Genomic DNA, 11,852 nt, shown 5'->3' with positions numbered 1-11,852 from the left:
CCAGCAAATAGGATGAGTTCTATATGCTCGATAACTGATATTTCATAGCTTGTTCAAGTGCTCGATGAGCGCGTGGATTGCACCCATGCGTGACATCAGGGCATGTTCTCGATAAGCGTGAGTATCTTAAATATGATTCATACAGGCGACGTCAAAGGCCATGAGGCTGTTTCGACGTGGAAGGAGCGTGCGATCACGGGGGTCGGCATCGCTGTCATCATGGCGATCATGTTACCCTGGGGCTTCTCGCTACCCATCGAATTTCCATACGAAACGCCAGTCCTTGCACTATTGGCCATGGCGCTGATGTCGAAAAATTCCTTGAGGCAAGCCCTGGCCACCGGTTACCAATCTACCCGTCAGTTCCAACGCACACTGCTGACCGCAGCCATTTTGACCGCAATAGTCCTGCTGTTTCCCTTCCAATGGTTATTGGACCTGTTGCTTCCTGACGGCCATTCGAAGTCGGATCTTGGCGACTTCAAATTCAACCACCTGATCGACCTGCTGGCATTCCTGGGCAAGATGGTGCTCAGTGCAGCCATTGCTGAAGAACTGCTCTTCCGCTTCTTCCTGCTTGAACAGTGGCAACGCCTTGCCGGCGCCACTCGATGGGCTCGCATCTCAGGCTGCCTGGTTTCTTCGACGCTGTTCGGTTTGGCGCACGCCAACCAAGGTACCCCTGGCATCCTAACCACAGGATTGGTCGGTTTGGCACTCTGCATCACTTACTACTTGAGCAAGCGAAACCTGCTAGCCCTGATGCTCGCACACGCCTGCATCGACATCTATGGACTGGTCGGCCTGTACCAGTCGGCGTAGGGCACGCAATGCGAGCTGCAAGGTCGGTCGCTGACGCAGCCTGTGAAGAGGAAGAGCACCAGCGGAGGCTTTGCTCTTCCTCTTTACCCTTTTCAGTGGCCGGCTTAAGCGCCTGGCTTGACTGGCTTCACATAAGTCTCAAACAACTCATCGATACGCCGGTACTCGTCATACCAGGAATCCGGGTGCACGAAGCCATGGCGCTCCATCGGGTACAGTGAGATCCAAAAATTGCGCTTGTGCAATTCGACGAAGCGTTGGTACAGGCGGATCGAGTCTTCGGCCAGCACGTTGTCGTCGATGATGCCGTGCTGGATCAACAGCGGATCACGCAGGTTGTCGGCGTATTCGATCGGTGAGCTGATGCGGTAGCTCTCCGGGTCCAACTGTGGGTCGTTGAGTATGTTGGACGTGTACTCGTGGTTGTACAGGCGCCAGTCGCTGACCGGGCGCAAGGCCGCGCCCGCGGCGAATTCGCCGGGCGCGCGCAACAGGGCGATTTCGGTCATGAAGCCGCCGTAGCTGCCGCCATAGATGCCTACGCGCTTGCCATCGATGCCATGCTGCCTGACCAGCCAGGCCTTGCCATCGAGCAGGTCTTCCAGCTCTGGATGACCCATCTGGCGATAGATGGCCGTGCGCCATGCGCGACCGTAGCCCTCCGATGCGCGGTAATCCATGTCCAGCACCACATAGCCCTGCTGCACCAGAAGGTTGTGGAACATCTGCTCGCGGAAATAGTTCGACCAGGACACGTTGACGTTCTGCAGGTAACCGGCGCCATGCACGAAGATCACCGCCGGGCGACCCTTGGCATCCTCCGGGTTGGCCGGCCCGTAATACTTGGCCCAGATGTTGCCGGCACCATGCGATGACGGCACCTCGACTATCTGCGGCGCGATCCACGCATGCGCGGTAAACGCCGGTTTCATGGTGTTGGTCAACTCATGCGGCGTACCGCCCGCGGCATCCTGCACCGCCAACTGAGCGAGTACGTAGGGTGCCGAGTGCACGACCGCCAGTTGCTTGTTATCCGGCGAGAGCAGGAAATCATCCATACCCTGGTACTGGGTGACGCGCGTCAGCTCACCGCCGCCAGCCGGCACACGGTAGACATCATAGCTATAGGGCGCCGTCTTGTTGCTGCGCAGGTAGAACCACTGGCCATCATCGGAAAGCTGTGGATGGCTGACCTCGAAGCGGCCCTGGGTCAGCGCCCGCGCCTTGCCGTCCAAGGTCTTGGTGTACAGCTGCGAATAGCCGCTTTCCTCGCTGAGATACCACAGGGTGCGCTGATCTTTGAGCCAACCGAAATCGTTGAAGTTCCAGTTGATCCAGGCGTCGTCATGCAGGCGATGCTGGTTGATCAGCGCGTGCTTGCCGAAATCGACGCTGGCGATCCAGCGATCCTTGTTGTCGATGGCGCGCAATTGGATGGCCAGGTTGTGGCCGTCGTCGCTCCATACGATACCGCCACCGCCGCCATCGTCCGCATCGGCGATGATGCGCACGCCTCTTACTTCCGGTGCCTTCAGGGCTTTGGCGCGATCCTTCTTGCCGTCCTTTTCGAGCGCCGCGATGGCCTTGGCACGCAAGGCCTTGAGCGGATCGTCCTTGATGCCGGGCAGCGCGTCGGTGGACAAGGGATAGCTTTTGCGTCCCACCAGGTCAACCAGTTCCAGCGACTGCGGCGCTGGATCGTTGCGGCCCACCAGCACGCGTGTGTCCTGCTGGGTGGCATAGCCGGAGTCGGTCACGTAGTGCGTCACCTGCGGCTTCTTGCCTTCATCGACATCCTTCGGCTGCGTGACCAGCAGCATCCAGCGACCATCCGGGGAAAGCTCGGTATCGACCAGGTCGGCCTTGTCGCCAAGATAGATCGGTTCGGGCGCACGGCTGGGGTCGGCGGCGGCCAGCGCCTCGTCGTTATCGCGCAGGCCATCCTTGTCCGACTTGAGCTGACGCAGCGCCTTGAACAGTCGTAACTGATCGTCGGTCAGGTCGTTGGTTTTGTTGTCCTTGGGATCGTCGGCGAATTTCAACTGCGCGGCCGGCGCCACCACGCCACCGGCGATGTCGTAGACAAACCACAGATTGGCCTGACGAAATTGCAGGCTGCGTCCGTCGCTGGAGAAACGCGGCGAGGATTCGAGCTCGGGAGTGCGGGTAACCTGCACGTGGCGTCCGCTGGTCAGGTCCACCAGGAAGATGTCGCCGTGGCGCACATACGCGGCATGACGATGGGCCTGGTCGAACACCGCCGGACCGTCGGCTTGCGCCTGCGCAGCCGGATCGAGCAGGGTCGACTGACCGGAGGCGACGTCCACGCGATACAGGTCGCGCACCTTGCTGCCATCGCGCTTGAGCGCGTAGTAGAGGCTGCGGCCGTCCACGCTCCAATACGGCTGCTCAACCGCGGCGCCGATCCAGTCCGGATTGGCCATGATGGTTTCCATGTCCAGCGCGCCGCCAAGGGCGGACTGGGCAAAGGCGGCTGGCATCGCGACCAGGGCGGCGAGGCCTGCGACGATGGATCGGCGCATGGAGGCTCCTTGAGGACCAAAACGGCGCAGCATAGCCAAGGCAGCCGAGACCGCAAGCGCCAAGGGTTGGTTTTCGTCCGCACGCGATGCGGTTACGCTCGGCGGTTGACCGACACGACGTGGCGGGCGTCAGCCATTCGCAGGATCGCGCGTTCCCTTCATCATGGCTCGCCGGTTGGCGCGCACTCCCTTCCCAACGAGCTTCACGCATGACCTTGTCCACCATCGAACGCGAAACCGCCGGCCAGCCGGTCTACAGCATCCTGTGGATGCATGGCCTGGGTGCCGATGGCAACGACTTCGTTCCCTTGGTGCCAGAGCTGGTCGCCGCCGACTGGCCGGCCCTGCGCTTCGTCTTCCCTCATGCGCCGGTGCGTCCGGTCACCATCAACGGCGGCATGCCGATGCGGGCGTGGTACGACGTCACCGGCTTCGACGCGGCGGCACGCCAGGACGAATCGGGCATCCGCGCCTCGATCGCCTCGATCGAGAGCCTGATCGACCGGGAAAACGAACGCGGCATCGCCGACGATCACATCTTCCTGGCCGGCTTTTCCCAGGGTGGCGCAATCGCCCTGTCCACCGGCCTGCGCCACCCCCGCAAGCTGGCTGGCATCATCGCGCTGTCGACCTGGCTGCCGCTGCATGATGCATTCGCCGCCGAGCGCGCGCCAGCCAACGCATCCACGCCGATTTTCTGGGGTCACGGCACCGGCGATCCGATCGTGGCACTGAGTCGTGGCGTTGCCTCCCGCGACCTGCTGCAATCGCTGGGCTACACCGTCGACTGGCACACTTATCCGATGCCACACGCGGTCTATCCCGAGGAAATAGCGGATTTGCGCGTGTGGCTTGCCGGCCGCTTGAGCGGCCTGTGAGGTCGGCTACTGCGTAGCCTGTAAAGTCGCTCGCTGTGAGGAGTAAGAGAGAGCAGTCAGCGTGCTGCTCATCGCTCTTGCTTTTCCTCCTCACAGGCCACGTAGGTGGCCGGCCTCACAGGCTACGCAAGTAGCCGACCTCACTGGCCGCTCAAGCGGTCGGCCTAACCCCAAAAGCGGCATACTGCCCGCCATGCCCTCCTTCGATCGCACCAACGCCGACTACGCGCCGCTGCCTGATTTCTGCAGCATGCCTGTTGTATTCGCGCTGCTGGTGATCGGCGCCCTGACCGCGACCGTGGTGTGGATCGCGTCGAGCAACCAGGGGTGGGCCGGGTACAGCGTGTGCGTGTTGTTCATCGAATGGATGATGCTGTTGCTCGGTGTCACGTTGTGCAAGTTGCGGCCCTGGTTGCAGCGCCTGCACGGATATCTGCCCTACGTGGGGGCCTGGGCCTGGATCGTGTTGCTGGTCGCGCCAGCGGCGGCCCTGTGCCGTTGGCTGGGCGAGTCGTTGCAGCTGGAAACCCTGCGAGGTAGCAGGGGCTCGTTCGTGCTTGCCAGTGTGCTGATCGCCGCCCTGCTGGGCGCGGCGGTGCTGCGTTATTTCTATGTGCTGGCGCAGTGGCAGGCACGGCTGGCAGCGGTCAGCCGCGCGCAGGTGGATGCTTTGCAGGCGCGTATCCGGCCACATTTCCTGTTCAACAGCATGAACACCGTCGCCGCCCTGGTGCGCGTGGACCCGGCAGCGGCCGAGCGCACCGTGGAAGATCTCTCCGAACTATTCCGTGCCGCGCTGGGCCAGCATCAATCACGCGACGGTACGGTGGAAGACGAGCTCACCCTGATTGATCGCTACCTGGCCATCGAGCAATTGCGGTTAGGCGACCGGTTACGTATCCGCCGGGAGCTGGCCTTGCCGCTGGACTACCCGATGCCACGCCTGTTGTTGCAACCCCTGGTGGAGAACGCGGTGCGCCATGGCATCCAGCCCTCGCGCGAGGGGGGCGAACTGATCTTGCGTGGCATCGTCCACGATCGCATGCTGGTCATCGAAATCGACAACCCGCTGGCGGCCACGCCCTCCGAGCCCGGCACCGGCCATGGCCTGGAGAACGTACGCCAGCGCGTGGCCTATCGCTACGGCGACCGCGCGCGCGTGGATGCCGGCCCGCATGACGGACGGTTCCTGGTGCGCCTGCAACTGCCGGAAACGCCCTGATGCCGTTGCGCGTATTGATCGTCGATGATGAACCGCTGGCCCGCACGCGCATGGCTGCGCTGCTGGGCGAATGCGATGGTATCGAAGCGGCCGGCAGCGTGGCCGATGGCGACAGTGCTCTGGACTTGCTCGATGCAGCACAGCCGGATGTGCTTCTACTGGACATCAACATGCCCGGACTGGATGGCGTGGCGCTGGCCCGCCGCCTGGCCGGACGGACGCGGCCACAAGTCGTGTTCTGCACGGCTTATGAAAATCACGCGATCCAGGCATTCGACCTCGGTGCCGTCGACTACCTGCTCAAGCCCGTACGACTCGAGCGCCTGCGCGAAGCGCTGGAACGCGCACGCGCGCGGCTGAGCCAGGCGCCACGCGAATCTCCTCGTTACCTGCATGGTCGCCAGCGTGGCGAACAGGTTCGTATCGCGCTGGACGAAGTGATCTGCCTGCTGGCAGAAGAAAAATACGTCGCTGTCGAACACCGCAACGGCCGGCTGCTGCTGGACGAGTCGCTGCGGCAACTGGAAGAAGCCTACCCCGATCATCTGGTGCGACTGCACCGCAACTGCCTGGTCCCGACCCAGCGCCTGGTCGGCCTGAAGACACTGGCCGACGGCCGCGTTCTGGCGAAACTGGGCGGCACCGAGCTGACGCCCGAGGTAAGCCGCCGCAACCTGCCTGTGTTGCGCAAGCTGTTGCGAATGGGATGAGGCCGGCCACTTACGTGGCCTGTAAAGAACAAGAGCAAGAGCGGTAAGCAACGCTGACGGCTCTCTCTTTACTCATCACAGCGAGCGCCAGCGGGCGACTTTACAGGCTACGCAGTAGCCGGCTTCACCGACCAGGCAGTGGCCGACCTGACAGGCCGCTCCGCGGCCAGCCTCCAATTACGCGACAATGCGGCTTTTCCAAAGCCGTGCAACTCCACCATGACACTGTCGACCCTGCGCATCGCCACCCGTAAGAGCGCCCTGGCTCTCTGGCAAGCTGAATATGTCGCGGCCGAACTGCGTAGCGCCTATCCCTCGCTGAACGTCGAGCTTGTGCCCATGACCACCCGCGGCGACGAGGTGCTGGACAAGTCGCTGGCGACGATCGGTGGCAAGGGCCTTTTCCTCAAGGAACTGGAAGTGGCCATGCAGGAGGGTCGGGCCGACCTGGCCGTGCACTCGCTCAAGGATGTACCAGCCGAGCTGGAGCCGGGTTTCGCGCTGCCGGCGATCCTGCCACGCGCCGACGCCGCCGATGCCTTCGTCAGCAACCATTACCAGACACTGGCCGGGCTACCGCATGGCGCACGCGTAGGAACGTCCTCGCTGCGCCGCCAGGCGCAGTTGCTGGCCCTGCGCCCCGACCTGACCTTGCTGGACCTGCGCGGCAACGTGGGGACGCGCCTGGGCAAGCTCGATGCCGGCGATTACGACGCGATCGTGCTGGCCTGCGCAGGATTGGAGCGGCTTGGCCTGGGTGCGCGTATCCGCAGCCGGCTGTCCGCTCCCGACTGGCTGCCGGCACCGGGCCAGGCCGCGGTCGCCGTCGAGGCACGCAGCGACAAACCCGACGTACTGGAACTGCTGGCCCGGCTCGATGACGAGGAAACCCGCTGGGCGGTGACCGCCGAGCGTTCGCTCAACCGCGCCCTGGGTGGAAGTTGCACCGTGCCGATCGGTGGCTGGTGCGTGGTAACCGAACGCGGCCTGCACCTGCGCGGCATGGTGGGCGACGCCAGCAACGGCCGCATGCTGCACGCCGAGGCCTCCGCCCCCCATGCGGACGGGGAGGCCCTGGGCGAACGTGTCGCCGAGGCGCTGGTGTTGCAGGGCGCGGGGGAGTTGTTGCGCGCTCGGAGCGTAGGAGCAAGAGACGAGGAGTGAGGAGTGCGGGCGCAAGCCCATAGGCTCGCTGCAAGGTGAAGCAAATCCGTGCTCGCTCCGAGTGTTGAGCGCTCGCAAGGCACGCACGCAGCGCGCCCTCGCTACTCACCCCTCCTGGACGCTGGAGGAGCAGCTCGCCGAAGCCAAGCCCACCTCTGACTCCTCACTCCTGAACCTCTCACTCCTAGAAGTTGTACACGAGGTTGGTGGTGGCCAGTGTGTCGGTGTGCTTGATGCCCACTTGAACATCGCTGTTGTAACGCACCTGGTAGCCCAGCTTCACCGCCAGCTTCTTGGTCATGCTGACCGACAGGCCGATGTCGTTCTGGTAGTACTTGTTCTTGGTGCCCGCTTCCATCAACAGCGTGTCTTCGAGTGCGGTGTTACCGGTCAGGCGATACTTGAAGTTCACCAGACCACGCGCCACCGGCTCGCTCTCGGTGTCCTGGCGGACACGCACGACCGTGCCGTCAGGCTCGGTGATCTGCTGGTCGGCAGGACGGTATTTCTTGAAACCGGGACCGATTTCGAAGGACAGCTCGGTCTTCTCGTTCTTCAGCGCGACGTAGCCGTAACCGATCGAGACGATTCCCTGCCACAGATTGGCGCCGAAGTCGTCATGGTCATAACGGGCGGCACCGACGATGTAGCTGCGGGTATCGAGCTTGTAGCCCACCGAAGCACCCGCGTCATAGCGATTGGCCGTGGTGCTGAAGCGGTTGATGGTGTTGCCTTGCTCGTCCTGCACCTGCACTTCGCCTTTCGAACGCAGCCCGTTGAGGAAGAAGTTGTTCTTCCACATCTCGTTTTCCTGGTTCAGCGTGAGCTTGGCGTTGGCGTTGTCCGTACGCGAATTGCCTCGCGCCGAGGCAAACCCGAATTCGCCCGAGCCACTCCAGCCACCGTTATTGGCGGCGTTGCTGTTGCTGGGAGTGCCGGGGGCGTCATCCGCATGAACCGCGCCCAGCAGGGCCGAGAACACCAGACAGGCGATCAGGGTCTTTTTCATTGGATCGATCCACTTGGTTAAATAAAAGTAAGCGCTAGACCTTAATGGCGCCAATTGAATGTGCAGTGAACAAACCTGAACACGCTAGTCTGTAAGCGTTGAGGGGCCGACCCGTTCCGCCAGTGCCCGGACATACAGTCGCTGCTCCAGCGTTTTGCCGACACCGCAGGCAACCGCCGCCACGACCGCCAGCCATAGCGGCGCCCATTCCAGCCCGGTCGCCAGCAAGGCGACGCAGGGCAAGGCATAGACCAGCACGGCGGCGAGAAAGCGGGCCGGCGGCAAGCTCTGTTGGCGGCGCAGGTGCTCATTGCGCGGCTGCAAGACGCGCCATCGCATGCTTTCCACCGCACCCAGCAACAACGCCAGCGCCAGCAGGCTGAAGACCCAGTAGGGCGCGTTGCCCATATTGGCCTGGTCGCTCTGCGCGGCCACGCAGACCCACAGCCATAAGCCGCCGGCATAACAGGCCGAAACCACCCGGCTGACTGGCAGCACGGCCAGCTCGGCCGTGAGATCCGCGCGGCGGCGCCCGAGGCCGCGTGCCGTATCGACCAAGGTCGCCAGAGCCGCCAGGGCCAGCGCCGCACCCGCCAGGCGGGTGGCCCAGAATGAATTGTCACCCCGCGCCAGTGCGGCGACGGCGAGCATGGGCAGGTAGGCCAGAAGCGCCAGCAGGGCTTCGCGGGTCGGGCGGCTGTCCCGCCCCAGTTGCCAGCCATGCCAGTCAGACGCCCATGACAGACGCAGTGAGGCCAGGATGAGCCCCAGGCTGACGAACAATGCGCCCAGGAACAGCGGCACCAGCGCCTCGCCGCGCCCGCTGCTGTAGACCCCCAACGCGAGGGCGAGACCCAGCAGCAGCCACATGCCGTAACCGCTCAAAGCCAATATTTCCAGCAACATACGCCACAGATCCGGTGTCAGCCCATCGTGCCGGCGTTCGGCCTGTGTGGCGTCGTCCCGGGGGATCTCGCCGCTCTGCTCCATCGATCCTTTACGTGTTATTGCCAAATGACAGTGAACAATGCCAGCTGGACCGGGGCGCTACGTCAGCACCCAGGACTTTTTGGCCACCTGCCCTCGCGAACTGTGAACTGGATTTAATAACACAGTCGACGAACGGGTGGGCCAATGACGTCCTGGACTTGCGAGTGTCTCAGGCCATGCCCATGCTAAGCATCGGTCTTCCGCTGACACTCTATTTCATGGATCGTTACGAGCGCATTCTCACGCTGCACCGGCTACTGAAGTCGGCGCACTATCCGGTGCCGCTGCCACGCTTGATGGATGAGCTGGAGTGTTCGCGCGCCACGCTTTACCGCGACGTCGCCTTCCTGCGCGATGCATTGGGCGCGCCGATCGAAAGCGCCGGCGGCGATCACGCCGCTTTCCGCTATGAGCAGGGCGAGGGCGAACGCTTCGAACTGCCAGGCCTGTGGCTTACCTCCGATGAACTGGCCGCCTTGCTCGCGCTCAACGAGCTGATCAGCCGTTCGGGCCCGGGTGTGCTGGCCGGCGCGCTGGCTCCGTTCAAGGCTCGCATCGAACACCTGCTGTCGGACCAGGGCAGCGGCAAGGCTCTGCCGATCGAGCGCATCCGCGTGATTTCCTGGGGCGAGCGCAAGCTGGACCAGCAGGTATTCCGCACGGTGGCCGGCGCGGTGCTCGAACGCAAGCAATTGCGGTTCCGCTACCGCGCGCGCACCACCAACGCCGATAGCCGCCGCACGGTATCGCCGCAACAACTGACACATTACCGCGACAACTGGTACCTGGACGTCTGGGATCATGATCGCGAGGCGCTACGCAGTTTCGCCGTGGATCGCATCGTCGAGCCGCAGGCACAAGACACCACCGCGCGCGACGTGCCGGAGAACGAGCTCAATGACATGCTCGCATCCAGCTACGGCATCTTCGCCGGCAAGCCCAAGGCCTGGGCGACCGTACGCTTCTCCGAGCATGCCGCGCGCTGGGTTGCCGATGAGCACTGGCATTCGCAGCAGAAGGGCGAATGGCTGTCCGATGGTAAATACGAACTGAAACTGCCGTATTCCAATTCCAAGGAGCTGCTGATGGACGTACTCAAGTACGGACCGGATGCGGAGATCATCGCGCCGATATCGCTGCGCGAGGAAATGAAAATCATGCTGGACCTGGCGCTGGGCGCCTATCGCCAGCCACTACGCTGAGAGCTGCCGCGCATCCATGAGTCTTGCCGAAGTCGTCGACACCCCGGTCCTTTCCCGTCGACCCACCGTCGCCCTGGCGCTTGGGGCGGGCGGGGCCAAGGGCCTGGCCCATATCGGCGCCATCGAGGAAATCCTGGCCCACGGCTTCGAGATCACCGCCATTTCCGGTGCCTCGATGGGTGCGCTGATCGGCGGCGTCTACGCGATGGGCAAGCTGGAGATCTATCGCGAGTGGGTCACGTCGCTGGCCAAGATGGACGTGCTCAAGCTGGTGGACTGGACATTCTCCGGCGGCGGCCTGATCAAGGGCGAGCGTATCATCGGTACGTTGCGCGAGCTGGTCGGCGACATATCCATCGAGGAACTACCGCTGGCATTCACCGCCGTGGCCACTGACATCGATCGCGAACGCGAAGTCTGGCTCACACGCGGCCCGTTGTTTGATGCCATTCGCGCCTCGATCGCCATTCCGACGATCTTTCGCCCCTATGTGATCGGCGATCGCCGCCTGGTTGATGGGGCCCTGCTCAATCCCTTGCCGGTGACACCGTTGATCCGCGAGCCGGCCGACTATCTGCTGGCCGTGGGCGTGGACGGCCCGCCCGAGGTGACCTCGCCGGAAACCGCGGTCGACGCGAGCGAGCCTGAAGACGGCAAGGCGCGCAAGCGCGTCGGCGGGTTCCTGGGCAGGCTGATCCCCCATGGCGCGGACAAGCCCGCCGAGCCGGGCCTGCTGCAATTACTCACGCAATCGATGGATCTGATGCAGGCCAATCTCTCGCGGCTGCGCACCGCCGCTTATGAGCCGGACCTGCTGATCCAGCTGCCGCGTAACGTATCGACGGCGTATGAGTTCTATCGTGCGCGCGAATTGATCGAGCTTGGTCGCATGCGGACGCGAGAAGCGCTTGCCGGATGGAAGCCGGCCGGCCTCTCGGTCAACGTGGACCGTGCGCCTTGAGCCAGTTTTCCAGGTAAGCCTTCAAGGCCATCGCGTTGTTGTGTTCCTCATCCCTGGCACCGAACACCAGCGTGACCCGTCGATGCGCCGCCCGCTCGGCCAGCGGGCGCCAGAATTCGCCCTTGTCGTCGAGTTCGCTCGCATAGCGGTGACGAAAGGCTTCCCAGCGCGACACTTCGTGGTTGAACCAGCGCCGCAGCGTCGGGGAGGGCGCGATCTCCTTGGCCCATTGATCGAGCGCGGCATCTTCCTTCTTCACCCCGCGCGGCCATAAACGATCAACGAGCACGCGATAACCATCGGCCTTGCTGGCCGGTTCGTGGATACGTTTGACAGCGATGCCCATGGCGG

At 63.3% G+C, this 11,852-nt stretch carries 11 protein-coding genes; 7 read left to right on the top strand and 4 right to left on the bottom strand.

The window, feature by feature from the left end:
* The first annotated feature begins 102 nt into the window (after nt 1-102).
* Nucleotides 103-822, top strand: coding sequence for a type II CAAX endopeptidase family protein (locus tag VF436_RS21160; RefSeq protein ID WP_330906039.1), 720 nt, complete (start codon nt 103-105; stop codon nt 820-822).
* Between the two features lie 104 nt (nt 823-926).
* Here the strand turns inward: VF436_RS21160 and VF436_RS21155 are convergent, their stop codons facing one another.
* A complete protein-coding gene (locus tag VF436_RS21155) occupies nt 927-3,365 on the bottom strand; it encodes a S9 family peptidase (RefSeq protein WP_330906038.1) in 2,439 nt (812 codons plus the stop codon).
* Between the two features lie 209 nt (nt 3,366-3,574).
* Here VF436_RS21155 and VF436_RS21150 point away from each other — a divergent pair, with 209 nt between their 5' ends.
* The 4 genes from VF436_RS21150 to hemC all read left to right on the top strand — a co-directional run bounded on the left by VF436_RS21150 (nt 3,575) and on the right by hemC (nt 7,339).
* Nucleotides 3,575-4,243 carry a carboxylesterase gene (locus tag VF436_RS21150; RefSeq protein ID WP_330906037.1) on the top strand — a complete coding sequence of 223 codons (669 nt, stop codon included), beginning with the start codon at nt 3,575-3,577 and terminating at the stop codon, nt 4,241-4,243.
* A gap of 193 nt (nt 4,244-4,436) precedes the next feature.
* Entirely contained in the window at nt 4,437-5,465 is a 1,029-nt protein-coding gene (locus tag VF436_RS21145; protein WP_330906036.1) for a sensor histidine kinase, read from the top strand.
* Between the two features lie 5 nt (nt 5,466-5,470).
* A complete protein-coding gene (locus VF436_RS21140; protein ID WP_330906061.1) occupies nt 5,471-6,175 on the top strand; it encodes a LytTR family DNA-binding domain-containing protein in 705 nt (234 codons plus the stop codon).
* 225 nt (nt 6,176-6,400) lie between these two features.
* Nucleotides 6,401-7,339 carry a hydroxymethylbilane synthase gene (hemC, locus tag VF436_RS21135; RefSeq protein WP_330906060.1) on the top strand — a complete coding sequence of 313 codons (939 nt, stop codon included), beginning with the start codon at nt 6,401-6,403 and terminating at the stop codon, nt 7,337-7,339.
* 184 nt (nt 7,340-7,523) lie between these two features.
* Here hemC and VF436_RS21130 read toward each other — a convergent pair whose 3' ends face one another.
* Both VF436_RS21130 and VF436_RS21125 read right to left on the bottom strand, forming a co-directional pair.
* Complete coding sequence (locus VF436_RS21130; protein ID WP_330906035.1) at nt 7,524-8,348, bottom strand: DUF481 domain-containing protein; 825 nt, start codon at nt 8,346-8,348, stop codon at nt 7,524-7,526.
* An 84-nt stretch (nt 8,349-8,432) separates the two neighbouring features.
* The gene (locus tag VF436_RS21125) at nt 8,433-9,338 is read right to left on the bottom strand and encodes a hypothetical protein (RefSeq protein WP_330906034.1); all 906 of its coding nucleotides are present in this window, start codon (nt 9,336-9,338) and stop codon (nt 8,433-8,435) included.
* Between the two features lie 218 nt (nt 9,339-9,556).
* Here VF436_RS21125 and VF436_RS21120 point away from each other — a divergent pair, with 218 nt between their 5' ends.
* On the top strand, nt 9,557-10,540 hold the full coding sequence (locus VF436_RS21120) for a YafY family protein (RefSeq protein WP_330906059.1): 984 nt from the start codon (nt 9,557-9,559) through the stop codon (nt 10,538-10,540).
* 16 nt (nt 10,541-10,556) lie between these two features.
* Nucleotides 10,557-11,501, top strand: a complete 945-nt coding sequence (locus VF436_RS21115; protein WP_330906033.1) for a patatin-like phospholipase family protein — start codon at nt 10,557-10,559, stop codon at nt 11,499-11,501.
* On the opposite strand, the gene VF436_RS21110 is transcribed toward VF436_RS21115, so the two are convergent.
* Nucleotides 11,479-11,847: a DUF488 domain-containing protein gene (locus tag VF436_RS21110; protein ID WP_330906032.1), complete on the bottom strand. Its 369-nt coding sequence runs from the start codon at nt 11,845-11,847 to the stop codon at nt 11,479-11,481. The genes VF436_RS21115 and VF436_RS21110 overlap by 23 nt on opposite strands.
* Between the last annotated feature and the right edge of the window lie 5 nt (nt 11,848-11,852).

This window comes from Dyella sp. (assembly GCF_036384435.1).
GTDB lineage: Bacteria > Pseudomonadota > Gammaproteobacteria > Xanthomonadales > Rhodanobacteraceae > GSA-30.
Note: the sequence above shows the minus strand (reverse complement) of the source record. Positions and strands in the feature narration are given on the sequence as shown.